The sequence below is a fragment of the Arthrobacter sp. zg-Y1143 genome (assembly GCF_030125565.1).
GTDB lineage: Bacteria > Actinomycetota > Actinomycetes > Actinomycetales > Micrococcaceae > Arthrobacter_B.
Genome location: NZ_JASKLW010000004.1, coordinates 103,241 through 127,764, shown reverse-complemented (window position 1 = coordinate 127,764; position 24,524 = coordinate 103,241). Strand labels below are relative to the sequence as shown.

Below are 24,524 nucleotides of genomic sequence, written 5' to 3'. Positions count from 1 at the left end.
AACCTGGACTGTGCGCTTCCATGAAGGACTGCTGAGCTGCCGGATGACAGTTCTGCGCAGGGCAGACAGGACTCGAACCTGCAACCTGCGGTTTTGGAGACCGCTGCGCTACCAATTGCGCCACTACCCTATGGAGGAAATATCCCCACCGCCACTATTGTAGCCGCACCCGGCGACCGGATTATTCCAGGATAATCCCTGATCGGAATCCCGACCGGCATCCCGATCGTTGGGCACGAAACAGCGTGGTGAGGAGAACCACCGAGGAACCAGTCTACGCAAAGTTTGCGCCCACGTCGAACCGGCGCCCGCCGGAGGCCGGCGACACACACCGCAGCGGGCGGGCGGACCGCATAAACTGGGGAACGCCGCCGTCGCCCGGGACCACCGGACACGGCGCGAACGTAAGCTGCCGCCACACATCAGACGGGAATCCCATGTCTTCCACCGGCCGTATTTCAGAGCGCATCGCCTCCATTGCCGAGTCCGCAACACTCGCAGTGGACGCCAAGGCCAAGGCACTGGCGGCCGCCGGCCGCCCGGTTATCGGTTTCGGTGCCGGCGAACCGGACTTCCCCACCCCGGACTACATTGTCGACGCCGCCGTGGAAGCAGCCCGCCAGCCCCGGTTCCACCGCTACTCCCCCGCCGGCGGCCTCCCCGAGCTGAAGAAGGCCATTGCCGAGAAAACCCTGCGTGACTCCGGCTATGCCGTGGATCCGGCCCAGGTCCTGGTGACCAACGGCGGCAAGCAGGCCGTTTACGAGTCCTTCGCCACGCTGCTGAACCCCGGTGACGAAGTGCTGGTGCCCACGCCCTACTGGACCACCTATCCCGAAGCCATCCGGCTGGCCGGCGGCATCCCGGTAGAGGTTTTCGCAGGTCCGGAGCAGGGCTACCTGGTCACCGTCGACCAGCTCGAAGCAGCCCGCACCGACGCCACGAAGGTGCTGCTGTTCGTTTCCCCGTCCAACCCCACCGGCGCGGTCTACCCGCCGGAGCAGGTTGCCGCCATTGGCCGCTGGGCTGCTGCGAACGGCCTGTGGGTCATCACGGATGAAATCTACGAACACCTGACGTACGACGGCGTTCCCTTCACCTCCATCGCCACTGCCGCCCCGGAACTGGGCGACAAGGTGGTTGTGCTCAACGGCGTGGCCAAGACCTACGCCATGACCGGCTGGCGCGTGGGCTGGATGATCGCCGCGCCGGACGTCATCAAGGCTGCGACCAACCTGCAGTCCCACCTGTCCTCCAACGTCTCCAACGTGTCGCAGATGGCCGCCCTGGCCGCCGTTTCCGGCCCGCTGGCTGCGGTGGATGAGATGAAGCAGGCCTTCGACCGGCGCCGCCGCGCCATGGTTTCCGCGCTGAACTCGATTGACGGGGTGGAATGCCCCATGCCGGAAGGCGCCTTCTACGCCTACGCGGACGTCCGCGGACTGCTGGGCCGTGAATTCCCGGGCAAGGACGGCGCCGTGCGCCCCCAGACCTCGGCCGAGCTGGCCGCCCTCATCCTGGACACCGTGGAGGTGGCCGTAGTTCCCGGCGAGGCCTTTGGCCCTTCCGGCTACCTGCGGCTTTCCTACGCCCTGGGCGACGAGGACCTGGCCACCGGCATGGCACGGCTGCAGGAGTTCCTGGGCCGGGCAGCCGGCTAGCGCGGGAGCTAGAGCAGCCGGCGGTCCGCCGCCCAGCGGGTGAGTTCATGCCGGGAGGACAGCTGGAGCTTGCGCAGCACGGAGGAGACATGGGTTTCCACGGTCTTCACGGAAATGAACAGTTCGCGGGCTACCTCCTTGTAGCTGTAGCCGCGGGCGATCAGGCGCATGACTTCCAGCTCCCGCGCCGAGAGGCGGTCCAGTTCGTCGTCCACCGAGGCCACGCTCGCGGTGCCGAAGGCATCCAGTACAAACCCGGCCAGGCGGGGCGAGAACACGGCGTCGCCGCCGGCAACCCGCAGGACGGCGTCGGAAATCTCCGGACCGGAAATGGTCTTGGTGACGTATCCGCGTGCACCGGCCCTGATCACCGTGACCACGTCTTCCGCGGCGTCGGACACGCTCAGCGCCAGGAACCGGGTGGCCCCCAGCAGCCCGGCACAACCGGCCAGGACCTCGGCTCCGCCTCCCCCGCTGCCGCCGGGCAGGTGGACATCCAGCAGGACAACCGCCGGCCGCCGTGCAGTGATCACCTCGATGGCCGATTCCACGCTGTCGGCTTCGGCCACCACGTTGATCCGTGCATCGAGGTCGGCCCGGAGGCCGGAACGGAAAATGGCGTGGTCGTCAACAACGACGACGTCGATCGGCAGGTGCGGTTGGAGCGTCATTTACGTTGTGCTTCCTGGCGGGACGGTTGGTTGGGGAAGGAATCGAGCGGGCTGGCCGGGCTGAACCGGCTCACCGGCCGAGCGGGTGCGGCCGAGGCACCGTGAGCAGCGGGAGCGGGTTTGTGACCGGCAGCGGGAGCGGGTTTGTGACCGGCAGCGGGAGCGTTCGCGGCGGCCGCCGCCGCGACCCCGTCGACCGGAGGACTGTCGGCAGGAACGGTGTCGTCAAGAGGACTGCCAGCAGGAGCCGAACCGTGCTCCGGGTTCCCGTCCAGCGGAAGTACCAGCCGGACTTCGGTCCCGCCGGCGCTGCTGCGGATCCCCGCGCTGCCGCCGGCCCGCTCCATCCTGCCGATGATGGAACCGCGCACGCCAATCCGGTCCGGTGGAACCGCTGCCGGATCAAACCCGGGACCGCGGTCCCGGACAAAGACTTCAAGCTGCTCCGGCCGGCATTCGACGTAGACGGAAACGGTGCCGCCTGCATGCTGCGCCGCGTTAAGCAGCGCCGCGCGGGCGGCCTGCGCCAGCGCTTCGGTGCGCTCGTCCAACCGGGCATCGGAGACGGCCACCAACTCTATGGGGTGGCCGTAGGCATCCTCGATTTCAGCGGCGATGCGGCGCAGGCTCTGGACCAGATGGTCCTCGGCACGGGCCCGGTCGGTGTAGAGCCACTGCCGCAGTTCCCGCTCCTGGGCGCGGGCAAGCCGGACCACGTCCTGCTCGGAGCCGGCACGCTTCTGGATCAGGGCCAGGGTCTGCAGGACCGAGTCATGCAGATGGGCGGCAATTTCGGCGCGTTCCGTCTGCCGGATCCGGCCCGCACGTTCGGCTTCCAGATCCCGCCAGTGCTTGACGGCCCACGGGGTGAATACCAGTGCCACACCTGCCAGGACCGCTGCGGAAGCGAGCAGTCCGGCAACCAGCACGTCCCAGCTCACCGCTCCGGAAACCATCACCAGCACGCCGGCCACCACCAGCAGCAGCCCTGCGGCCAACCGGATCAGCCCGGAAGTCCGGTCTGCGCCGGCACTGTTCACGAGCCCGGCGCGGCGCCTTTCATCCAGCTGGCTCCAGGCCAGCACCGCACCGCCTGCAATGGCGCCGAGCGGCACGAACAGTCCCCAGTTGAGGTCGGCGCCCAACCGCTGGGCGATGAAGGCAGCGGCGACGAGCAGCAGGGCAAGCCCGGCAGCAACTTCGCGCTGCCCGGCTTTGCCCAGGGTTCCAGTCGGCCCCGCCCAGCCGCCGCCGTCGCGCAGGAGCCGGGCATAGTTGTCCGCAATACTGCGCGGGTTGGCCTGGACCTGTTCCTTCTTGTCCAGTTCTTCCCGGGTGGGAACCATGATCCACAGCCAGCCGTACAAGAGGAAGCCGCCGCCGGCCAGGCAGAACACCGCCATGAGGGCACGGGTCAGCTTCACCGGCCAGCCCAGGTGTGCCGCCAGTCCGGCGCAGACGCCGGCAATCATCCGGTCGCGGGGTCGCACCAGAGGTTCTCTCATGGCCCTATCAAAGCACGGCGCGGACCCCGGGAACCGTGCCCGGAGCCAAGTTCCGAAGTTCTTCAGGGGAGGTTCAGGGGCCGCTCAGGGTAGTCCCTGATGCTTCCCGCCGCCCCCGGCGGGAAGACTGGGGTCATGAACCCTTTCCCATCCTCTGCCGCCGATGAGCCGGCCCCCGCTTCGGAACAGCAGCCCTCCGGGGCCGGTTCCGCTTCCGCTGGAACCTCCGCTGCAGGCCACCGGCCGGACGGCATACACAGCGGCTTCTTTCAGTGGCTGCGGTCCCTTGGCGCGCAGCGCGGTCCGGACCGCTGGTTCGGCGGCGTAGCTTCCGGCCTCGCGGCGAAGACCGGACTGGATCCGGTGCTGATACGCGGACTGTTTGTGGTCCTGGGGGTTTTCGGGATCGGGTTCCTGGCCTATGGCCTGGCCTGGGCGCTGCTTCCGGAACCGGACGGCAGGATCCACGTGGAAGAAGCCCTCCGCGGCAGCTGGACCTCCGGAATGACCGGCGCGCTCGTGTTTACCATCGTGGGGATGGGCGGCCCCGGTGCTTCGGTCCTCGGCGGCGACTCGTGGTTCGGTGCCGTTGTGTGGACGCTGTTCTGGATCGGCTCCGGCATTGCAGCAATCTACTGGTTCTCCGGGCCCAAGGGCCGCGCATATTTCCAGGGCCATATGCCGCACGGCACATCCGCCCCTGCCGGCGGCCCGGAAGCGGCGGATGCCGGCACTACCGCCGCCGGCACTCCCGGTACCGCCCCGGTGTCGCTGGCCAAAACCGGCAGCCCCGAAACCCCGGCCCCCGCAGTCACGGCCCCCGCAGGCACGGCGGGCTTCGGAGACAGCCACGGCGCTCCTGCCGGCTGCACCGCCAAGGCCGCCAAGGTTCCCGGCGCCGGCGGACCCTTCCTGGCGGCCCTCTTCGGGGCAGCGCTGCTTGCCGGCGGCGCAATCCTCGGCTTGGACTATGCCGGCATCCTTCCCCTTGGCTCCCCGGTTTCCGTGGCCCTGGCTGCGGCGGCGGGGGTTTTTGGACTCGGTGTGGTCCTGCTGGGATTGTTGGGCCGGCAGTCCGGCGGCGCCGGCACGGCGGCGGTGGTGGCCCTTGCGGCGGCCCTGCTGGCCCAGGGAAACCTGGCCAACGCCAACCTCGTCGTCGCCAGCAATGCCGACTGGACACCGCAGGACTCGGCCCAGGCCGGCGGTGGCTACACCTCCGTCGCCGCCAACGGGACTGTGGACCTGCGCGGTACCGACCTTTCCGGGGACACCGATATTCCGGTCAGCGTGGCTGCCGGAAACCTGAACTTCCTGGTTCCCATTGATTCGCCGGTGACCGTGCGGTTCGGCATGGCGGCGGGCAACATCGAAGTCAATGACGGCGGTGACCACCACGAATACAGCGGCTTGTGGCAGTCCACCACCGAGCGCACGTTCAACCAAGACGCCGGCGGGGACCCCATCACCATTGATGTCCGGGGCCTGGCAGGCAATGTACTTGTGACAACTGAAGAAAGCGATCTTTAGCCATGGAGCAGGATAACGAGCGGGACTACCTCGGCCGGCCCTACACCGCCGGCAGCTACGAAACGGAGCCTCCCGGGCAGTACGGGCCGACCCCGCTGATGCCTGAATCCGGGGGCGCGCTTCCCTGCTCACCGTCCCCCGCAGGCCCGGCCCCCACGGACGCGGAGAACGACGGCGACGGCAGCGGAACGGACACCGCATCCGGCTTGGCACCGGGCCGGGGAATGCGGGTGGGCACGGTGGTGTGGGGCCTGGTCCTCACCGTCCTGGCTGTGCTCCTGCTGCTGGTGGACACCGTGAACCTCAGGGTGGACCCGGTACTGCTCCTGCTGTGCCTTACCCTCGGAGCGGGGCTGGCCCTGCTGGCAGGCGGCTTCCTGGCGGCCTTCCAGCGCAGCCGTTCCCGCTAGCCGCACAGGCAACACCGTCTGCATCACCAGCACCAAAGTTTCCCATTTTCCCCATCGTCAGACAGGCTTGATCCATGGATAAGTTCTTTCAGCTCCTCCGCTCCTCCCCCATCAAACGCCGCAAGGGCTGGGCCGGCGGCGTCTGCGCCGGAATCGCCGCAACCTTCGGCTGGGATGTATCCCTGGTCCGGATCGGCGTGCTCCTCAGTTTCCTGCTCCCGTTCATCGGCCTGGGCACATATCTGGTGGCCTGGCTGCTGCTGCCGAAGGCTGACGGAACCATCCTCCTGCAGCGCATGGTGAGCGCCTAGGCTTAGATGCTGCCGGAAGGCTGGCTAGAATCTAGAGCAGCATCACACCGGCGCCATCAGACCAGGGGTAAAAAACATGAAGATCGGTATTCTCACCAGCGGCGGCGACTGCCCCGGGCTGAACGCGGTGATCCGCGGCGCCGTGCTGAAGGGCATCAAGGAATACGATGGCATCGAATTTGTCGGATTCCGTGACGGCTGGCGCGGCGTGGTGGACGGCGACATCATGGATCTGCCCCGCGCCAGCGTCCGCGGCATTTCCAAGCAGGGCGGAACCATCCTCGGCACTTCCCGCACCAACCCCTTCGAAGGACCCAACGGCGGCCCGGTGAAGATCAAGGCCACGATGGACCGGCTGGGGATTGACGCCATCATCGCGATCGGCGGCGAGGGAACCCTCGCCGCCGCGCAGCGCCTGACCGACGCCGGGCTGCAGATTGTGGGCGTGCCGAAGACCGTGGACAACGACCTCGACGCCACGGATTACACGTTCGGTTTCGACACCGCGGTCCAGATCGCCACGGAAGCCTGCGACCGGCTGCGCACCACCGGCGAGTCCCACCACCGCTGCATGGTGGCCGAGGTAATGGGCCGGCACGTCGGCTGGATTGCGCTGCACTCCGGCATGGCCGCCGGTGCCCACGCCATCCTGATCCCCGAGCACCCGGTGAGCCTGGACCAGATCTCCCAGTGGGTCAACGAGGCCCACGAGCGCGGCCGGGCCCCGCTGGTGGTAGTTGCCGAAGGCTTCGTCACCACGGACATGGAGTCCCCGCACTCCGAACGCGGGCTGGACAGCTTTGGCCGGCCGCGGCTGGGCGGCATCGGTGAACTGCTCGCCCCGGAGATCGAGGCACGGACCGGGATCGAAACCCGGGCCACGGTGCTGGGCCACATCCAGCGCGGCGGCGTGCCGACGGCGTACGACAGGGTCCTCGCCACGCGTCTGGGCATGGCTGCAGTGGACTCGGTGGTGCAGGGCCTGTGGGGCACCATGGTGTCGCTGCACGGCACGGACATTGTCCACGTCGGTTTCGAGAAGGCCCTCGGGAACCTCAAGACCGTCCCGGAGCACCGTTACGACGAAGCGGCCATCCTTTTCGGCTAGGAAACACCGGCACCGCCACCCTCGACGGCCCGCAGCTGTTCCTGTGTATTCCATGAGGATTTGCTGTGGGTCGGCAAGGCGCCGGCCGGGGTGCCCGGGCAGCGGTGTAGGTTGAAACCCATGAACCTGGATTCAGGAACCATAGCGATTATCCAGCTTGCCTGGTCCCGCCACCTGGGGCTGGAGGACAACGCGCTGGCTGAGACGGACAGCGGTGAACGCATCTACAGTGTCAGCGAACGCGCCCAAACCCTGTGTTTCCTTCGTCTGTTCGGCACCGAAGTCTTCAGCGGACCGGAGTGGGCCGCTGATCGTGCGCGCAGCAAGAGCGCCCTTGAACTCACCCGCAATTCGGGCCTGGTGCAGATGTCCATGGAGCACGGCGGGCGGACCCTGGGCGCCGAACAGCTCTTTTTTGCCGATTCCTTCCCCACCGTGGCTCCGCTGGAGGAACTGGCCGTTGCCAATGACCCCGGCCTCGCGCTGGCACTGGAACGCCTGTGCCCGCCGGACGACGTCGCCGAAGCAGGATTGGCGGGCAAAGAGGACCTCTTTATCCTCGTGGACGACTCCCTTGACGAACCGCGCCCGGTGGCCGGCGCCGGGTACAGCATTACCGATGGAATCCTGGCGGACATGAGTGTCCTGACGGCGCCGCCGTACCGGCTGCAGGGGCTGGGCAGCTACATCAGCTCGGTTGCCCTGGAGGATGCCATGGCCGGCGGCCTGATCCCGCAGTGGCGGGCACCGCTGGACAACGTGGGTGCCGCGCGGACAGCGGTGGGCTCCGGCTTTATCCCGGCCGGCGTCAAGACATCCGTAGCCCTCTCGGCCTAGGCTGCGGCCGCACCGGTCCCGACGCTCAGCCCAGCAGTTCCAGCATCTCCTGGCGCTTAAAGAACGCCGCCGTGTCACGGGCGGTGGGTGAACCGCCGTCGGGATCTGCTCCGGCGTCCAGCAGGAGGCGGAATACCTCTGCGTAGCCCTTGAACGCGGCCCCGGCGAGCGGGGTCTGGCCCCGGTCATTGCGGGCGTTTACGTCTGCTCCGCGTTCCACCAGCAGCGCTGTCACTGCAGCGTGGCCGTGGTAGGAGGCCAGCATGACCAGGTTGTCACCGGCACTGTTCGTGAGGTTCACCGGCACCCCGGCATCGAGGTAACGGCGGATCCCTTCGGCGTCACCGGCCCGGGCAGCATCAAAGACCATACCGGCCAGCTCAATGATGTCGTCGTCAATTTCCGGGCGGGGTTCCGGGGTGGTCATGGATCTCCTCTTGTGATGGTTTGGTTGTCCGCCGGCTCGCGCCGGGCTAGACCCGCGGTGATTTCAGGAAGCCCGTGGCGCGTCCGACAACCGCTCCGGCGTCGGGGGCCACGATGGGTTCCTGGGCGGCGGCGTAAAGTTCGCCGCCGTCGTCCACCACCAACTGGGCGGCGGGATCGACCGACCGCTTCACCACTGCCAGGGCGACGGGGCCCATTTCATAGTGGGCGCCCACGGAGGTCAGTGTTCCGACTTTCCGCTCGCCGAGCATCACCGGACTGCCGGCTGCCGGGATGGTGTGCTGCGAGCCGTCCAGCTGCAGGAACACCAGGCGCCGCGGCGGGTGGCCCAGGTTGTGCACCCGGGCGACGGTTTCCTGGCCCTTGTAACAGCCCTTGGCCAGGTGCACGGCAGTGCGGATCAGGTCCAGCTCGTGCGGGAGGGTTTTATCGTCGGTTTCTGCGCCCAAACGGGGACGCCAGGCGGCAATGCGCAGGGCTTCGGACGCCATGGAACCGGCCAGGGTGCGGCCCGAGGCGTCAATGGCCTCCGCGAAGGAGTCCCTCGGAATCAGGTACTCATGCCAGGGCCGTTCCAGCCCCGGGTGGGCATCCTCCGGGACGGCGGTGTACGCGAAGCCGCCGCTGCCGATGTGCGGCCACGGATCGCTCCAGCGCAGGTACTGCTCCCATTCCGGAACCTCGGCCGTGGTGCCGGCAACCGCCCACTGGTCCGTGGCGTTGGTGACCTCTACCCGGAGCATGAACTTCATCCGCTCCAGCCATTCGGTCAGCCCGGCCGCTTCGGCTGCTTCCACGAGCAGCCACGCGGTTTCACCGTCGTCGATGATCCGGGCGTCGTAGTCGATCCGGCCCTGGACGCTGAGCAGCAGCAGTTCCGAGCTCACGCCGGGCTGCAGGGTGCCCACCTGCTGGGAGGACAGGGTGTTCAGCCAGCTCAGCCGGTCCGGCCCGCTGACGGTGACCACGCCGCGGTAGGAGAGGTCGACGACGGCGGTGCCGCGTGCCAGGGCGCGCTGTTCGCGCAGCGGATCACCGTAGTGGGAGGCGGTGCCGGCATCGAGGCCGCCGGCCGCTACGGCACCGTGGCGGGAAAGCAGGGGGCTGGAATACGTCATGGGAAGTGCAACGTCCTTGCCTTGCGGGGCTATTCCCCGGCTCAGGAGCTCTTGTTGAGGATGGCGGAGGCATGGGCTTTGAGGTTTTCACCCTCCGAGGCGACATCCCAGCGCCAGTACAGGTCTCCATTGACCAGGCCGAAGATGCGGGTGGCGGCCGTGTATTCCTTGGAATTCACGCCACGCATGACCAGGTCGGTGGCCAGCTGGATCTGCGGTCCCTTGATCTGCCCGTAGTACAGCTCGGCAATGCCGCCGGGATGCACAATGGTGGCGGTGATGTCGAAGCCGCCGTTTTCGTTGCGCAGCTCTTCGACCTCGTCGGCGCTGCGCAGGGCCGGAACAATGTCTGCGGGCACCAGCCCGGGGCCGCCGTCGGCGTCGTTCAGCGGACGGTCAAGGGACCAGAAGCCGGTCTCCACAGCCAGCGGACGCAGCCGGGTGCCCTGCTCGTCGGTGAGCCAGCTTTCCGCCGTGTACTGCAGGTAGGGCAGGCCGTTCTGGGTGAACGTTACCTTTTGGGCGAAGTGCTCCGAATCGGCTTCGCCTTCGCCAAGCCGCCCGGACCCTTCCCAGGTGCCGATCAGCCAGGAGAGGGGAACCAGTTCCGGCGTCAGGTCGGTGGGGATCTCCATTGGCATGGTGGAACCTGTCCTTCGATATCTAACGGGCCGGCGCAAACGCCGGCAGGCGACGGGTCCGGAGTTACAGGCCCGGGATTACCGGTTCGGTGCTACTTCTGGCCCTTGTACAGGCGGGAAACCACCAGGCCGGCGAATCCGGCCATACCCAGGCCGGTGAGACCCAGCAGTGCGATGAAGAAGATTTCGAGTGCAGTCATGGGTACATCCTAACGCGGGGAAGTGACGGTACAGCCATTCGATCATGCGGGACGGCCCGGACAAAACCGCACTGCGCCCGGGGAGTGCACACCGCCCTGCGGGTCATAGACCGATGAGGCGTCCGAGGAAATAGACCACCGGTCCCAGCACCAGGACCGGCGCCAATGCGAGTGCCAGCTGTCCGGCGGTGGTGGATTTGTCCGCACGGGATAGCACCAGGCGGCGGAAGGCCATAACGACGGCGGCAACCACCACGCCGGAGAACGCAGCCCACTGCCAGGACACTCCCGCGGCCAGCAGGACGGCAAGTGCGCCGCACAGTCCGCCGGCAACCAGTCCAAGGGGGGCCGCCATCCGGTCCGGCAGCGGGATCAGGGACACCGCTACGGCGGCCAGGGCCGCGGCGCCGGCCACGGCCAGCAGGGCCGGGTCCTCGCCGGCGTCGGCGAGCCTGTCGGCCGCCACCCAGCCTGAAGCCATGGCCGTTACCAGGACACCGGAGATGATGCCGACAATGGATTCCAGGCGGTGGGCCTGGCCGGTGCCGCGCAGCAGCTGGATCAGGAACACTGCCCCCACTCCGACGGCGACGGCGGCGGGCAGCCAGGTCAGCATGGCCGCGGGGGGCGCGTAGCAGGCCGCAGCGGTTGCGCCGGCTCCAACCAGGGCCAGCACGGCGCCCTGCGTCTTACGCGCCGGCACCCCGATCAGGTGCGGCCAGCACAGGCCGGTCAGCACGGCGGCTGCACCGGACACCAGCGCCACAGCGGGCACCGAGAGGTAGGAGGCACTTACGATACCGATAATGGCAAGCGCCGCCGGCACCGCTAAGCTCCATAGTTTCACCCTAGTTATCCTGCCTTATTACGGCGTCCAGATGAAAAGCGACAGGCCCGCAAAGGCCGATGGGTATACTTTCGATCACTTCCAGCCAAGCGGATCGGCGAAGAATCTGTGCCCAACGGTGTGCGCCCAACATTCGGAGGACCTATGTCGCACATTCTGCTCCTGACCAACAGTTCAGGTGCCTCGGTGAATGTCCTGCCTGCCCTGGAGCTGCTAAACCACAAGGTCCATATTGTTCCGGCGGAGCCCACTGCCCTCCTGGACACCGAGCCCAGCGACGTCATCCTCATTGATGCCCGCAAGGACCTGGTGGGAGCCCGTTCCCTGACCCAGCTGCTCAAGGCCACGGGGCTTGGCACCCCGCTGATCCTGATCCTGACCGAGGGCGGCATGGCCGCCGTCGCCCCCAACTGGCTGTCCGACGACGTCATCCTGGATACCGCAGGACCTGCCGAGCTGGAAGCCCGGCTGCGGCTGGCGTCGGCCCGGGGCGGCAGCGGCGCGGAGGAAACCGTCACGGAGATCTCCGCCTCCGGCGTCGTGATTGACGAGGCAAGCTACACCGCACGTGTCAACGGCACGGCACTGAACCTGACCTACAAGGAATTCGAGCTGCTTAAGTACCTGGCACAGCACCCCGGGCGGGTCTTCACCCGCGACCAGCTGCTGCACGAGGTGTGGGGCTACGACTACTACGGCGGCACCCGCACCGTGGACGTGCATGTACGCCGACTGCGCGCCAAGCTCGGGCCGGACCACGAAACGCTGATCGGCACGGTCCGCAACGTCGGCTACCGGTTCACCCGCTCCCGTACGGAAACCGCCGCACCCGCCAGCCAGGATGCCTGAGCACCCGAACCCGCACCGCGCGGCCCGCTCACAGCCCCGGCCGCGCTAGGCTTTCGGCATGAGTGAAGAACCGCAGACAGCATGGCCCGTCGTCGAGACACGCGGAACCCCGGAACCCGCTGCCTTGGCAGACATCCTGGAACTGGCAGCGGCCGCCCGGGATTCCGACGGCAACCCTCCCCTGTCCGAGCAGACGCTCGTTGACCTGCGCTCGGCGGACGCGGACCCGGACACGCTGGCCGTCTTTACGACCTACGCCGACGACGCCGGTGCAGCTACCGGCGGCGGCCGCTGGCTGGCCGGCGTTGCCGTGCTGGTTGCCGAAGCCCCCGGCGCCCCCGGGGTCCTGGAACTGGTGGTGCACCCGAACTACCGCAACCAGGGTGTGGGCACTGCGCTGGCCCGGGCGGTTGCCGAGCGGACCGGCACGCACCGGCCCGCTGCCTGGTCGCACGGAAACCATGAAGCCGCCGTTGAGCTTGCTTCACGGTTTGGCTACCGGCCGGTCCGCGACCTGTGGAAGATGCGACTGAGCCGTTCCGCCCTGGCCGACACACTGCCGGAGGCACCGTTCCCGGAGGGTGTGACACTGCGTTCCTTCGAACCCGGCCGCGATGAACTTCCCTGGCTTGAAGCCAACGCCGCAGCGTTCTCGCACCACCCTGAACAGGGTTCGATGAGCCTGGCCGACCTGCAGGCCCGGATGGCCGAGGACTGGTTCGACCCGTCCGGGTTCCTCCTGGCCGTGGACCAGGACGGAAAAATCCTGGGCTTCCACTGGACCAAGGTGCATCCGGGTGCCGGCGGCCATCCGCCCATCGGCGAGGTGTACGTGGTGGGCGTCAGCCCCGACGCGCAGGGCAAGGGGCTGGGCAAGGCCCTCACGATTGCCGGGATCCGGCACCTGCATGCCGCCGGACTGGACGCGGTGATGCTGTACGTGGACGCGGACAATACCGCCGCCGTCGCGCTGTATCAACGGCTGGGCTTTGTCCGCTGGGACCAGGACGTCATGTACGCCCCCGCATAGATTCCGCAGCTTGTAATGTTATTCGGACAGGGCCGCCCGTCCACCGGCGCGGCTGCCCTGTCCCGCCGCCAGCACTTCAGGGAGACACTATGGATTTCGATACCGCCGCCGAGCCCCGCGCGACCTTCGGGTCGGCCGAGGCCATGTCGGCGCCCCGGGCCACCCAGGACCGCATCGACATCCCGGACTTCGGCCCTGCCCTGCTGCCCAGCGGGGATATCTCGCCGGCGCGCTTCCTGGACCGGGAAATCAGCTGGCTGCACTTCAATGCCCGCGTGCTGGAGCTGGCGGAGGACCCGGAGCTGTTCCTGCTGGAGCGGGTGAACTTCCTGTCCATCTTCGCCTCCAACCTGGACGAGTTCTTCATGGTCCGGGTGGCCGGGCTTAAGCGCCGGATTGCCACCGGACTGGCCGTCCCGTCCGCCGCGGGGATGAGCCCCATCGAACAGCTGGAGGAGATCGTGGCCGCCGGCTACCGCCTGCAGCAGCGCCACGCAAACGTATTCGCTCAGCAGATCCGCCCCGCCCTCGCCGAGGAACAGATCTACCTGGTCAGCTGGGACGAGCTCGACGACGCCGCCAAGGCGAACCTGCACAAACAGTTCGCGTCCAAGGTCTTCCCGATCCTGACGCCGCTGGCCGTTGATCCGGCCCACCCGTTCCCCTATATTTCCGGGCTGTCCCTGAACCTTGCCGTGGTGGTCCGCAACCCGGTCAGCGGCAAGGAGTTCTTTGCCCGCGTCAAGGTCCCGGACCAGCTGCCGCGGCTGATCTCCGTGGACGGACCCCGCGCCGGCAACGTGGCCGGGCGGATGGCCCGCTTCATTACGCTCGAAGACGTGATTGCCCAGCACCTGGACCAGCTCTTCCCGGGCATGGACGTCATTGAGCACTACACCTTCCGCGTGACCCGCAACGAGGATCTCGAGGTGGAAGAGGACGACGCCGAGAACCTGCTGCAGGCCCTGGAAAAGGAGCTGCTCCGCCGCCGCTTCGGGCCGCCGGTGCGCCTGGAAGTAACTCCGGAAATGAACCCGAACATCCGCGAACTGCTTGAACGCGAGCTGGGCGTGGAGTCGGACGAGGTCTACGTCCTGCCCGCCCCGCTGGACCTGCGCGGGCTGTCCGGGATCAGCCGCATCGACCGGACGGATCTGCACTATCCGAAGCAGGTACCGCATACCAACCGGCACCTGAAGGAGTCCGAAACCTCCAAGCCGGCCAACGTCTTTGCCGCCATGCGGCGCCGGGACATCCTCCTGCACCACCCGTACGATTCCTTCTCCACCTCCACCCAGGCCTTCCTGGAGCAGGCTGCTGCGGATCCCCGCGTCCAGGCCATCAAGCAGACCCTGTACCGCACCTCCGGGGACTCCCCCATTGTCGATGCCCTGATCGACGCCGCCGAGGCCGGCAAGCAGGTCCTGGCGCTGGTGGAAATCAAGGCACGTTTCGATGAGCAGGCCAACATTTCCTGGGCCCGCAAGCTGGAGCAGGCCGGGGTCCACGTGGTGTACGGCATCGTGGGGTTGAAAACCCACTGCAAGCTTTCGCTGGTGGTCCGGCAGGAAGTGGACGGGCTGCGCCGCTACTGCCACATCGGCACCGGCAACTACCACCCGCGCACCGCCCGCTACTACGAGGACCTGGGCCTGCTGACGGCCAATGAGCAGGTAGGCGAAGACCTTACGAAGCTGTTCAACCAGCTGTCCGGCTACGCGCCCAAATCCACGTTCAAGCGCCTGCTGGTGGCACCGCGCTCCGTCCGGTCAGGACTGATCGACCGGATTGAACGGGAGATCGCCAATAAGAAGGCCGGCCTCAACGCCCGTGTCATCATCAAGGTCAACTCGATGGTGGACGAGGCAATCATCGACTCCCTCTACCGGGCTTCCCAAGCCGGTGTGCAGGTGGACGTGATTGTCCGCGGCATCTGCTCGGTACGCCCCGGCGTGCCCGGGCTGAGCGAGAACATTACGGTCCGTTCCGTGCTGGGCCGCTTCCTGGAGCACTCCCGCGTGTTCGCCTTCGCCAACGGAGGCGATCCGGTGGTCTTCATCGGTTCAGCCGACATGATGCACCGCAACCTGGACCGCCGCGTCGAGGCCCTGGTCCAGCTGGCATCCAAGGACGACGTTGCGGAACTGGTGGCGCTGATGGACCGGTACATGGACCCCGGCACCGCCAGCTGGCACCTGGATGCGGAAGGGATCTGGAACCGCCACCATAAGGATGCAGAGGGCAACCCGCTGCAGGATGTCCAGTCCTGGCTGCTGGCCTCCCGTTCGCGCCAGCGCTCGGTGGCCCGCCGCTGATGGAAGCAACGGAGTCCCGGACGACGCCGGCCGCTGCCCTTGGGGACGCGCCGGTCAAGGTGGTTGCTGCCGGCGCCCTGTGCTGGCGGGAGCGCGAAGGCAAGCTGCAGGTCCTGATGATCCACCGTCCCCGCTATGACGACTGGTCCTGGCCCAAGGGGAAGCTGGACGACGGCGAGACCACGCCCGAATGCGCCGTGCGCGAGGTCCGCGAGGAAGTGGGCCTGCGGATCAGCTTGGGCATCCCGCTGCCGCCCACCGTCTACCCGGTGGCCTCCGGCATGAAGATTGTCCACTACTGGGCCTCTCACGTGGACTCAGGCAAGGCCCGTCCCGACGGCAAGGAGGTGGACGGGATCCGCTGGTGCAGCCCGGAGGAAGCTGCCGAGTCGCTGACCAATCCCACCGACAAGCTTCCGCTGCAGGAACTGGTCCTGGCCTATGACGAGCAGCGCCTGCTGACCTGGCCGCTCATTGTGGTGCGCCATGCCAAAGCCAAGCCCCGTTCCTCCTGGACCAGGGCCGAAGGGGACCGTCCGCTGGTTGCTACCGGCCTGCGCCAGGCCATGGCCGTCTCGCGGCTGCTGGTGGCCTGGCGGCCCAAACGGGTGGTCTCCAGCCCTTGGGTCCGCTGCGTGCAGACCGTCAAGCCGTATGTGAAGGCGGAAGGCGCCAAGTTCAAGACGGTGGACGCCCTCACCGAGCACAACGCCAAGCGGAAACCGGGCAAGGCCCGCGGCGCCGTGGAAGGCCTGTTCGACAAGGCCAAGTCCGCGGCCGTGTGCACGCACCGCCCGGTACTGCCGCTGGTCTTTGACGTGCTGGCCGCGCACATGCCCGAGGAGATGGCTGCCGGACTGCCCGTCAAGGACCCGTACCTGGCGCCCGGCGAGTCCGTGATCTGCCAGGTCAGCAGTGCCGATGAAGGCCGTATTGTTTCCCTGGAGAAGTACCGGGCGTTCGACGACTGACGTTTCACCGGCGCGAGGGGCGCCCACCATGACCGAAACCCACCGCGATACTTCACCGGGCGGCGTAACAGTCAGCGGTGCATCGGCCAGCGCCGTGCCGGGCCCGGCGTACGGCTGGTACGTCGCCGCCGCCGTCGTCGTCCTGGCTGCGGCAGGCGCCGGGGCAGTTTTCTACCCGGCCCTGCCGCAGTCCCTGCCGGTGCATTGGAACGGTGCGGGGCAAGCCGACAGCTATGCGCCCAAGACCATCTGGTCCGTCTTTGCTGCGCCGCTGATAGCCCTTGGAATGCTGCTCTTCCTGCTGGGGACTGCGGCGCTCATCCCGCGGCTGGCGGCCTTGTCCGGCCAGCTGCACGCCGGCGGCCCTGCGGCCCATACTGCCAACATCCGCGCCACGCAGTTCTTCCTCGGCGGCACCGCCTTCGCACTGAGCATGCTGTTCGCCTGGGTAGCCCTGCGGGGCTGGCTCCTGCCCCCGGACGGCAGCGCCCTGGAATTCGTGCTTCCCACGGTGGCCCTGTTCCTGGCCATGGCCGGCTTTGGGGTGGTGGCCCTGCGCCGGTACCGCAGGGAAGTTGCAGGGACGTCGGATGCGGCGGCAGAGGATGAGAGGGCAGAGGGCCCGGGAGATGAACCGGACGCCCCCGCAGCCGGCGCCGGTGATCCGGTGATCCGGTGGCGCAGCGCAGCAACTACCGTGCCGGCATCTACGTGAACCGCGCCGATCCCCGCCTGCTGGTCCCCAAACGACTGGGCGTTGGCTGGACGCTGAACGCCGGCCGTCCCGCCGGGCTGGCCTTTTACCTGCTGATCGGACTGGTCAGCGTGGCTGCCCTTGTGGCGGGCATCGCACTGCCCCTGCTGGCGCCCTGACCTGAACTAGACTGGCCCGGTGAGCATTCCAACCCCGTATGAAGACCTGCTGCGAGACGTTATGGCCAACGGCACGCAGAAGTCCGACCGCACCGGCACCGGCACGCGCAGCGTGTTCGGCCGCCAGATGCGCTTTGACCTCAGCGAGTCCTTTCCGCTGATCACCACCAAACGGGTGCACTTCAAATCCGTGGCCCTGGAACTCCTGTGGTTCCTGCGCGGCGATTCGAATGTGCGCTGGCTGCAGGAGCGCGGCGTCAGCATCTGGGACGAATGGGCCGACGACGACGGCGAACTGGGACCGGTCTACGGCGTCCAGTGGCGCTCGTGGCCCACCCCGGACGGCGGGCACATCGACCAGATCGCCAAACTGGTCGAAGGGATCCGGAAGAACCCTGACTCGCGCCGGCACATCGTCACCGCCTGGAACCCGGCCGAAGTGGAAAATATGGCCCTGCCGCCGTGCCACGCCCTGTTCCAGTTCTACGTTGCCGACGGGAAGCTTTCCTGCCAGCTTTACCAGCGCTCCGCGGACACCTTCCTGGGCGTCCCCTTCAACATTGCCTCGTACGCCCTGCTCACCATGATGGTTGCCCAGCAGACCGGTCTGGAGCCGGGCGAATTCGTGTGGAGCGGCGGCGACGTGCACATTTACGACAACCACGTGGAGCAGGTCCGCGAACAGCTGAGCCGCGAGCCTTTCCCCTACCCGAAACTGCATATCCGCCGTACGCCGGAGAGCATTTTCGACTACACGCTTGAGGACTTCGAAGTCCGGGACTACCAGCACCATCCCGGCATCAAAGCCCCCATCGCCGTTTGATCCGACCCCAACGGAAAAGGACACCATGACTGAGTCCGTACCCAACACGTCCGCTCCCGGCACCCGCTACTACCCGGTGGGCGGCGGTTCCGGCGAAGGAGCGGACCTGCACGAAGTGCTGCAGGAACTCGGCACCGTACCCGCCGGGGAACCGGTCATCGGCATGGTCTGGGCACAGACTGCCGGCGGCGTCATAGGACGCGACGGCGGGATGCCGTGGCACCTGCCCGAAGACCTGGCACATTTCAAGGCCACCACCGCCGGTCACCCGGTGATCATGGGCCGGCGCACCTGGGAGTCCTTCCCGGCGAAATACCGTCCCCTTCCGGACCGGACGAACATCATCATTTCTTCCAGCCCGGAACTGGCAGCCGAAGCGTCAGCCTCCGGCGCCGTCGTCACGGGTTCCCTCGAGCAGGCACTGGCCGCCGCTGCCGCCAGCCCCGGCAGCGAGGAGGTCTGGATCATCGGCGGCGCGCAGCTCTACGAGGCGGCCGTGGAAGTGGCCGACGCCGCGGTGGTGACCGTGATCGACAGCGAGACCGAGGGCGACACCTACGCCCCTCACCTTGGCCCGGAGTGGACCTTTACCGGGGTCAGCCCGGCCTCCGGCTGGTACACGTCCGCCAACGGCAGCCAGTACCGGATTGCCCTCTGGACACGTGATGCGCGTGGACAGTGACGTAAACAACCAAGACGGCAGCGGCCCAACGCCCTAAAGTGGAACCCATGACTTCTTCCTCCGTTCCCACTGCAGGTTTCATCGGCTGGCGCGGCATGGTTGGCTCCGTCCTGATGCAGCGCATGCAGGACGAAGGCGATTTTGCCCTGGTCAACCCCGTCTTCTTCTCCACCTCCAACGCGGGAGGAGACGCGCCGTCGTTCGCGGCCGGCGCGGGCCCGCTGCAGGACGCCTACGACGTCGAGGCGCTGGCCAAGCTGCCGATCATCGTGACGGCGCAGGGCGGGGACTACACCGCGGAGGTCTTCCCGAAGCTGCGTGCCGCCGGCTGGGACGGGATCTGGATTGATGCCGCCTCCACACTGCGGATGGATGACGACGCAATCATTGTGCTGGATCCGGTGAACCGCGACGTGATCGATGCCGGACTGGCCCGGGGCGTGAAGAACTTTGTCGGCGGCAACTGCACGGTCTCCTGCATGCTGATGGGCCTGGGCGGCCTGTTCCGCAACGGCTTGGTGGAATGGGGCACCTCCATGACCTACCAGGCAGCGTCCGGCGGCGGTGCCCGGCACATGCGCGAACTGCTGAACCAGTTCGGTGCGCTGCACGGTGCGGTGGCCCCGGAGCTGGCTGACCCGGCGTCGGCCATCCTCGCCATTGACCGGGCCGTGCTGGCTGCGCAGCAGGACCCGGCGCTGGATTCTTCCCGGTTCGGAGTGCCGCTGGCCGGTTCCGTGATCCCGTGGATTGACGCGGACCTGGGCAACGGCATGTCCAAGGAAGAGTGGAAGGGCGGCGCGGAAACCAATAAGATCCTCGGCCGCGGTGCTGGCGGACGCATCCCGTTTGACGGATTGTGCGTGCGCATCGGTGCCATGCGCTCCCACTCCCAGGCGCTGACCCTGAAGCTCACCGAGGACCTCTCCGTCGAAGAGATCGAGAAGATCATTGACGCGGACAACGAGTGGGCGAAGGTGGTGCCCAACACCAAGGAGGCCACCATGGCCGAGCTGACCCCCGTGGCGGTCACCGGCACGCTGCAGGTTCCGGTGGGACGTATCCGCAAGCTGGAAATGGGCCCGGAGTACATCAGCGCCTTCACCATCGGCGACCAGCTGCTCTGGGGTGCGGCCGAGCCGTTGCGCCGGATGCTGCGCATCGCCACCGGCAACCTGTAAGGGGCCCTGCACCGCTCCCGCGCAGCACCGGGGCGGGCAAGGCCAGGCCCGTACGCAAAACTGTCAGAGGCATGTGGCAGGTTGTTGCGCATGGAGCAGCAACCGGCCGCAGGGCACAACGCAGGGCATAACACAGGGCACAACGCAGGGCATCCTGCCCAACAGAGCATAGACGCCGTCCTGAGCAGTTTTTTTGCCTTCAGCTGCGCGGGCAAGCAGATACCCACGCATGCCCGCTACCTGCGGGTTGGCGTACAGCTGCGCGCCTATCTCGAGGCCGAAGGCGTCCGCATCCTCTCGGCGGAGGACACGGCGCTCCTGGAGCTGGAACGCGGTTTCGGTGAAGGGTCAGCCTTTGCCCGGCTGTTTGGCGCCGCAGAGCTCGCCTATGCCCTCACCGGCTTCCTGGACCCGGCGTGGCTGCTGCCTGACCTGCAGGACAGGCGCACCCAGGTCAGCATGACCCCGCGCCTGATCCAGTGGCTGTGCAACACGCATCTGCTGGATCCGCACCGGCACCGCCCGGCTATCCGCGGCGCCCGTGCGGCGGCGGCGGAGGCGCGGAAAGGCCCCGCCGGCAGGGAGGGTTCCCAGCGGCGCTGGGAGGGTTCCTAGAGGCTGCAGTTCACCAGGACGGGCTCGGGATGCAGCCGGATTCCGAAGGCCTGCTCCACTCCCTTCGCCACGGCGCGTGCCACCACCAGCAGGTCTTCCGCGGTTGCCTCTCCGCGGTTGGTCACCGCCAGGGTGTGCTTGGTGGACAGGGAAGCGCGGCCTCCGGTCCCGTCCGCCGGGTCCAACCCGAATCCCTTGCGGAAACCTGCGTGGCTGATCAGCCACGCGGCGCTGAGCTTTACGTGTCCGGGCTCCGTTACCGGATAGCGCGGGGCGTCCTCGGGCAGGTTTGCAGCCGTTGCCTCGTCCACAATGGGGTTGGTGAAGAAGGAGCCGGTGCTGTAGGTATCCGGGTCCGCTGCATCCAGGACCATGCCCTTGCCCGCCCGCAGGCGCAGTACCTCGCGGCGTACATCCACGGCATCGGTCCGCTCGCCCAGGTCCGTGCCCAGTGCACGGGCCAGCTCGGCGTAACGCACCGGGGCACTGGTATGGCCCTTGGCCAGGTTGAACTCGACGCTGAGCACAACGTAACGCGGGGAGCCGTTGACTGTGCTGCGCTTGAGTACCGAATCCCGGTAGCCGAAGCCCAGCTCCGCGTTGCTGAATTCCGCCACGCAGCGTTCGGTGCGGTCCCAGGCCCGCACAGACCGGATGTACTGGGACACATCTGCGCCGTAGGCACCCACGTTCTGCACCGGGGTTGCCCCGGCGAGCCCGGGAATGCCCGAGAGGGCTTCCAGTCCGGAATAGCCTTCGGCCAGGGTGTACGCCACCAGTTCGTCCCAGGGGTGGCCGGCTTCGGCACGCAGGACGGCGCCGCCGTCGTCGGCCGGTGTCATCCGCAGTCCGCGGGTGGCGATGCGGATGACCGCGCCGTCGAACCCCCGGTCCGAGATCAGCAGATTGGATCCGCCGCCAACGATCAGCAGCGGCTCCCCCGCCTCGTCCGCGGCGCGGACGGCGAGGATCAGTTCGTCTTCGGTTTCGGCTTCAAGGTAGCGGCGGGCGGGCCCGCCAACGCGTGCGGTAGTCAGCGATGCCAGCGGCATCCGGGTCAAAGCGGTCACCAGATCCGCACCACGGCCTGTGCCTTGACCAGCACCTTCTGTCCGTTGAAGGTCACCGTGAGGTCCACGCGCGCCGTGGAGTTATCCACGTCAATGGCGCCGATGGCCCCGGCAACCTCCACCACGGCTCCCGGAGCTCCGTCGAGGTCCTCCACCAGGACCGGGCGGGTAAAGCGGGTCTGGTAGTCGATGACCGCCCCGGGATCCCCCGTCCAGTCGCTGACCAGCTGCACGGCAGCACCCATGGTGAACATGCCGTGCGCAATAACGCCGGGCAGCTGAACCTCGCGGGCGAAGCGTTCATTCCAGTGGATGGGGTTGAAGTCGCCGGACGCGCCGGCATAGCGGACCAGATCGGCCCGGGAAATTTCGATGGTGGACGAGCCGATGGACGTCCCGGTGGAAAGTTCGCTCAGTGCAATGGACATCGGTTACTGTCCCTCTCCGCGGACGAGGATGGATGAAACGGTGGTGGCTACCTGTTCGCCTTCCACGGTGGAAATTTCCGCACGGGTGCTGATCAGGGCGCCGTCACCCATGGCACGCACGGAATCCACGTGCAGTTCGGCCACCAGTTCGTCGCCGGCCACAATGGGGCGGTGATGGGTGAAGCGCTGGTCGGCATGCACCACGCGGGAGAAGTCGATGCCCGCTTCGGGATCGGCCACCAGCAGGGCGTCTGCGCGCTGGGCCACGATAATGGCGAACGTGGGAGGCGCCACCAGGTCGCTGTACCCGAGCTCCTGCGCGCTGGCGACATCGAAGTGGGCCGGATTGGTGGCCTTGACGGCGGCGGCGAACTCGCGGATCTTCTCCCGCCCCACTGCGTAGGCCTCACCGGCGGGGTAGCTGCGGCCCTGCAGGCCGGGATTGATGCTCATTTCTTGCCTTCCATTCCCTTGATTCGGCGGCGGGTGTCACGGGCCCGCACCACCATGCCGCTCAGGTGGATACTCAAGCCCACCACTATCAGCGGTAGGGCGATGTACATCAGGACCTGGTTGTCCGTCACCGCGCCCAGCAGCACCAGCAGCACCCCGGCGCCGCTGATCGCCAAGGCACTTACTACCAGTTTCCGGTACAGGGGCGAGCCGGTTTCCCAAGGGGTGTTTAGCATGCCTTCAGAATACAGGGGCGGGCCGGGCGGACCGGAACCGTACCGTGCCTGCTGCCGGAACCGTGCTGCTAGAACAAGGCTGACTGCAACGCAGGCAGCGGTGTACGGTGACCGGCGCCGGTGAGCAGCCGCCGGCCCTTCAGCCGCGACAGGTCCGCAGCGAACAGGGTCTGTTCGCCGTCCACCCGGACCAGGGCGGTAGGTCCCAGCACGGCCACGATAACCATCCCGTGCTCTCCGGTTCCGGGGTCGCAGGGATACAGCTCACAGGCCGACTCCAGGACGGTGGCAAACTGCGCTGGCGGCTGCCAGCGTTCCTCGACGGTGGCGAAACCCTCAATCCCTGTACTGTCCAGCAGGTCCCGCACGTCCTGCGCGGCCTCCGTGTTGAGGGAATCCAGTTCCGCCGCAGCAAGCGGCCGGGCCAGTGCTGCTGCTTTGGCTCCGGCGCGGACAGCCTGGGGCAGGCCAAGCCGGGAGGTCACCGTATCTTCGAGCACACGGACGGTCAGGCCGTTCACGGCGCGGGCAACATAGGAGGCGCGGACGGCTCCCTGCTCGACCAGGCGCAAGTGCTTGCGCGGGTCGGCTGCCGTGCCGACTTTGGTGGAGCCGTCGGCGAAGGTGGCGACGTAGAGCCAGTGCGGCTGGTCCAGGTAGCGGCGCAGGGTTTCGGGAACACTGACGGTGCGGTGGCTGTTGTGCATGCCCCGCACCTCGTCACGGGCGAAGCACTGGCCGCACTGGTAGCCCCGTTCCGCCGCTGCCTGCGCCGGACACGGCGTGTGGGACTGGCCGCCGCCGTCGTTCACCTGCCACGATCCCAGGCAGAAGCGCGATGCGGCACCGGGGCCTTCCAGGACACGGAACCGCACTTCCGTTCCCGGCTCCAGGCGCAGCCGGTGCGGCATGCCGTTCGGCGTGTGCAGCGCAAGGGCGGGGCCGGAGGCATCCCAGGACGTGCCGGAGCAGAGGAACCGGCCGGCGTCTTCGTCTGGAACCGGCTCATCGGCATCTCGCTCATCTGCATTCACCGGATGATTCCTCCGTTAAAACGCCAAGGGGTGGGGCAACGTTTTCACGTTACTCCACCCCTTGGCGGTGATCCGGCAGGCGTCAGGCGTGCTGGCCCGCGTGTTCGCCTTCGGAGATTTCCTCCACGAGCTTGTCGTTGAAGGCGGGCAGATCGTCAGGGTTGCGGCTGGTGACGAAGCCCTGGTCCACCACCACTTCCTCATCGGTCCAGTTGGCGCCGGCGTTCTTCAGGTCCGTGGCGAGGGTGTGGTAGGAGGTCATGTCCCGTCCCTTGACCACACCGGCCTCAATCAGCAGCCAGGGGCCATGGCAGATGGACGCCACCGGCTTGTGGGCTTCGAAGAACGCCCGGGCAAAGTGCTGGGCGTCCTCGTTCACACGCAGGAAGTCGGCGTTTACGACGCCGCCGGGCAGCACCAGTGCGTCGAAGTCGTCCGCGTTGGCGTCGGCAACATCGAGGTCAACCGTGAAGGTCTCCCCCTTGTCCATGCCGTCGAAGCCCTGAATGGTGCCCTTCTTGGGGGAAACCAGGACCGGCTGTCCGCCGGCTTCCTTTACGGCCTCCCACGGGCTGGTCAGCTCGATCTGCTCCACCCCGTCGGTGAGGAGAAAAGCTACCTTCTTGCCCGAAATGTCGTGCTCTGCCATGGTGTCTCCGTTCATTCCCGCCGCTGCCC

Annotated in this window: 28 protein-coding genes and 1 tRNA gene; 16 read left to right on the top strand and 13 right to left on the bottom strand. The window is 67.4% G+C overall.

All coding sequences use genetic code 11. The features are described 5' to 3' along the window. Positions 1-57: 57 nt before the first annotated feature. Positions 58-130, bottom strand: a tRNA-Trp gene (locus tag QNN98_RS04700). A gap of 307 nt (positions 131-437) precedes the next feature. Here QNN98_RS04700 and QNN98_RS04695 point away from each other — a divergent pair. After that, entirely contained in the window at positions 438-1,661 is a 1,224-nt protein-coding gene (locus QNN98_RS04695) for a pyridoxal phosphate-dependent aminotransferase (protein ID WP_227925105.1), read from the top strand. Between the two features lie 8 nt (positions 1,662-1,669). Here QNN98_RS04695 and QNN98_RS04690 read toward each other — a convergent pair whose 3' ends face one another. Together QNN98_RS04690 and QNN98_RS04685 are read right to left on the bottom strand one after the other, a co-directional pair. Continuing rightward, a complete protein-coding gene (locus QNN98_RS04690; RefSeq protein WP_227912775.1) occupies positions 1,670-2,332 on the bottom strand; it encodes a LuxR C-terminal-related transcriptional regulator in 663 nt (220 codons plus the stop codon). Continuing rightward, positions 2,329-3,837, bottom strand: a complete 1,509-nt coding sequence (locus QNN98_RS04685) for an ATP-binding protein (RefSeq protein ID WP_283996406.1) — start codon at positions 3,835-3,837, stop codon at positions 2,329-2,331. The genes QNN98_RS04690 and QNN98_RS04685 overlap by 4 nt, the downstream gene beginning before the upstream one ends. 135 nt (positions 3,838-3,972) lie before the next feature. Between QNN98_RS04685 and QNN98_RS04680 the strand changes: the two genes are divergently transcribed. The 5 genes from QNN98_RS04680 (at position 3,973) to QNN98_RS04660 (ending at position 8,033) form a co-directional block, all read left to right on the top strand. Next, positions 3,973-5,367 (top strand): PspC domain-containing protein, encoded by a 1,395-nt coding sequence (locus QNN98_RS04680; RefSeq protein WP_283996405.1) that lies wholly within the window; start codon positions 3,973-3,975, stop codon positions 5,365-5,367. 2 nt (positions 5,368-5,369) lie between these two features. Next, a complete protein-coding gene (locus QNN98_RS04675; protein WP_283996404.1) occupies positions 5,370-5,777 on the top strand; it encodes a hypothetical protein in 408 nt (135 codons plus the stop codon). Positions 5,778-5,851: 74 nt separating this feature from the next. Further along, entirely contained in the window at positions 5,852-6,088 is a 237-nt protein-coding gene (locus QNN98_RS04670; RefSeq protein ID WP_227912772.1) for a PspC domain-containing protein, read from the top strand. 76 nt (positions 6,089-6,164) lie between these two features. Continuing rightward, complete coding sequence (locus tag QNN98_RS04665; RefSeq protein ID WP_227912771.1) at positions 6,165-7,196, top strand: 6-phosphofructokinase; 1,032 nt, start codon at positions 6,165-6,167, stop codon at positions 7,194-7,196. Positions 7,197-7,316: 120 nt separating this feature from the next. Then, complete coding sequence (locus QNN98_RS04660; protein WP_283996403.1) at positions 7,317-8,033, top strand: GNAT family N-acetyltransferase; 717 nt, start codon at positions 7,317-7,319, stop codon at positions 8,031-8,033. Positions 8,034-8,058: 25 nt separating this feature from the next. Here the strand turns inward: QNN98_RS04660 and QNN98_RS04655 are convergent, their stop codons facing one another. The 4 genes from QNN98_RS04655 to QNN98_RS04640 all read right to left on the bottom strand — a co-directional run bounded on the left by QNN98_RS04655 (position 8,059) and on the right by QNN98_RS04640 (position 11,286). Then, a complete protein-coding gene (locus QNN98_RS04655) occupies positions 8,059-8,460 on the bottom strand; it encodes an ankyrin repeat domain-containing protein (RefSeq protein WP_227912769.1) in 402 nt (133 codons plus the stop codon). Between the two features lie 46 nt (positions 8,461-8,506). After that, entirely contained in the window at positions 8,507-9,598 is a 1,092-nt protein-coding gene (gene ygfZ / locus QNN98_RS04650) for a CAF17-like 4Fe-4S cluster assembly/insertion protein YgfZ (protein WP_283996402.1), read from the bottom strand. Positions 9,599-9,639: 41 nt separating this feature from the next. Then, complete coding sequence (locus QNN98_RS04645; RefSeq protein ID WP_227912767.1) at positions 9,640-10,239, bottom strand: nitrobindin family protein; 600 nt, start codon at positions 10,237-10,239, stop codon at positions 9,640-9,642. A gap of 303 nt (positions 10,240-10,542) precedes the next feature. Continuing rightward, on the bottom strand, positions 10,543-11,286 hold the full coding sequence (locus QNN98_RS04640) for a hypothetical protein (protein ID WP_229957694.1): 744 nt from the start codon (positions 11,284-11,286) through the stop codon (positions 10,543-10,545). A gap of 144 nt (positions 11,287-11,430) precedes the next feature. Here QNN98_RS04640 and QNN98_RS04635 point away from each other — a divergent pair, with 144 nt between their 5' ends. The 10 genes from QNN98_RS04635 to QNN98_RS04590 all read left to right on the top strand — a co-directional run bounded on the left by QNN98_RS04635 (position 11,431) and on the right by QNN98_RS04590 (position 20,625). Next, positions 11,431-12,135: a winged helix-turn-helix transcriptional regulator gene (locus QNN98_RS04635; protein WP_227912765.1), complete on the top strand. Its 705-nt coding sequence runs from the start codon at positions 11,431-11,433 to the stop codon at positions 12,133-12,135. Between the two features lie 58 nt (positions 12,136-12,193). Then, on the top strand, positions 12,194-13,165 hold the full coding sequence (gene mshD, locus QNN98_RS04630; protein WP_283996401.1) for a mycothiol synthase: 972 nt from the start codon (positions 12,194-12,196) through the stop codon (positions 13,163-13,165). 89 nt (positions 13,166-13,254) lie between these two features. Continuing rightward, positions 13,255-15,480, top strand: coding sequence for an RNA degradosome polyphosphate kinase (locus tag QNN98_RS04625; protein ID WP_283996400.1), 2,226 nt, complete (start codon positions 13,255-13,257; stop codon positions 15,478-15,480). After that, the gene (locus QNN98_RS04620; protein WP_227912762.1) at positions 15,480-16,451 is read left to right on the top strand and encodes an NUDIX hydrolase; all 972 of its coding nucleotides are present in this window, start codon (positions 15,480-15,482) and stop codon (positions 16,449-16,451) included. The genes QNN98_RS04625 and QNN98_RS04620 overlap by 1 nt, the downstream gene beginning before the upstream one ends. A 28-nt stretch (positions 16,452-16,479) precedes the next feature. Continuing rightward, positions 16,480-17,166, top strand: a complete 687-nt coding sequence (locus tag QNN98_RS04615) for a DUF1648 domain-containing protein (protein ID WP_283996399.1) — start codon at positions 16,480-16,482, stop codon at positions 17,164-17,166. Next, positions 17,127-17,324 carry a DUF5808 domain-containing protein gene (locus tag QNN98_RS04610; protein ID WP_283996398.1) on the top strand — a complete coding sequence of 66 codons (198 nt, stop codon included), beginning with the start codon at positions 17,127-17,129 and terminating at the stop codon, positions 17,322-17,324. The genes QNN98_RS04615 and QNN98_RS04610 overlap by 40 nt, the downstream gene beginning before the upstream one ends. 19 nt (positions 17,325-17,343) lie before the next feature. Then, the gene (locus QNN98_RS04605) at positions 17,344-18,147 is read left to right on the top strand and encodes a thymidylate synthase (protein WP_283996397.1); all 804 of its coding nucleotides are present in this window, start codon (positions 17,344-17,346) and stop codon (positions 18,145-18,147) included. 25 nt (positions 18,148-18,172) lie between these two features. After that, the gene (locus QNN98_RS04600; protein WP_331460624.1) at positions 18,173-18,829 is read left to right on the top strand and encodes a dihydrofolate reductase; all 657 of its coding nucleotides are present in this window, start codon (positions 18,173-18,175) and stop codon (positions 18,827-18,829) included. 47 nt (positions 18,830-18,876) lie between these two features. Next, on the top strand, positions 18,877-20,010 hold the full coding sequence (gene asd / locus QNN98_RS04595) for an aspartate-semialdehyde dehydrogenase (protein ID WP_227912759.1): 1,134 nt from the start codon (positions 18,877-18,879) through the stop codon (positions 20,008-20,010). Between the two features lie 90 nt (positions 20,011-20,100). Then, positions 20,101-20,625, top strand: coding sequence for a hypothetical protein (locus tag QNN98_RS04590; RefSeq protein WP_283996396.1), 525 nt, complete (start codon positions 20,101-20,103; stop codon positions 20,623-20,625). Here the strand turns inward: QNN98_RS04590 and QNN98_RS04585 are convergent. From QNN98_RS04585 to QNN98_RS04560, 6 genes are all read right to left on the bottom strand, one after another. After that, positions 20,622-21,686: a UDP-N-acetylmuramate dehydrogenase gene (locus tag QNN98_RS04585; protein ID WP_283996571.1), complete on the bottom strand. Its 1,065-nt coding sequence runs from the start codon at positions 21,684-21,686 to the stop codon at positions 20,622-20,624. The genes QNN98_RS04590 and QNN98_RS04585 overlap by 4 nt on opposite strands. 5 nt (positions 21,687-21,691) lie before the next feature. Next, positions 21,692-22,123 (bottom strand): MaoC family dehydratase, encoded by a 432-nt coding sequence (locus QNN98_RS04580; RefSeq protein WP_283996395.1) that lies wholly within the window; start codon positions 22,121-22,123, stop codon positions 21,692-21,694. A 3-nt stretch (positions 22,124-22,126) separates the two neighbouring features. Next, positions 22,127-22,576, bottom strand: coding sequence for an FAS1-like dehydratase domain-containing protein (locus QNN98_RS04575; RefSeq protein ID WP_227925124.1), 450 nt, complete (start codon positions 22,574-22,576; stop codon positions 22,127-22,129). After that, positions 22,573-22,812, bottom strand: a complete 240-nt coding sequence (locus QNN98_RS04570; RefSeq protein ID WP_227912755.1) for a hypothetical protein — start codon at positions 22,810-22,812, stop codon at positions 22,573-22,575. The genes QNN98_RS04575 and QNN98_RS04570 overlap by 4 nt, the downstream gene beginning before the upstream one ends. 68 nt (positions 22,813-22,880) lie before the next feature. Beyond that, positions 22,881-23,846, bottom strand: coding sequence for a DUF2797 domain-containing protein (locus tag QNN98_RS04565; RefSeq protein WP_283996394.1), 966 nt, complete (start codon positions 23,844-23,846; stop codon positions 22,881-22,883). An 82-nt stretch (positions 23,847-23,928) separates the two neighbouring features. Then, on the bottom strand, positions 23,929-24,495 hold the full coding sequence (locus QNN98_RS04560; protein WP_227912753.1) for a type 1 glutamine amidotransferase domain-containing protein: 567 nt from the start codon (positions 24,493-24,495) through the stop codon (positions 23,929-23,931). Positions 24,496-24,524: the final 29 nt, after the last annotated feature.